Annotated in this window: 1 protein-coding gene; it reads right to left on the bottom strand. The window is 58.8% G+C overall.

Translation table 11 applies throughout. From position 1 onward, the window contains the following. Nucleotides 1-267: hypothetical protein (locus AC3XQU_RS24030; RefSeq protein ID WP_489876640.1), on the bottom strand; the 267-nt coding region annotated here is incomplete at both ends.

Raw genomic sequence — 267 nt, 5'->3', positions numbered from 1 at the left:
AGGATCAGTGGCACCTGCTCACCGACGGACGTCCATCCGATTGGAATACTGAAGCCGCTGCGGGTGGTCGCGCCTTTCCCGAAATTCGTCCAGAGGTCAGGCATTGATTTGCGCAAGCGTGCCGTCGCGGCGTAATGCTCGGCAACCGTGGAGATGAATCCGGCCAAAAAGTCTTGCGCGAGCCATTGTTCTGGCTGGTAGGTCAACGACAGCCCGTTGCATCCGTAGTCAGCACCACGCAACAGTGCGTCAGTGCCCATGGTCGAT

This window comes from Telluria sp. AZSoR62 (assembly GCF_058111565.1).
Note: the sequence above shows the minus strand (reverse complement) of the source record. Positions and strands in the feature narration are given on the sequence as shown.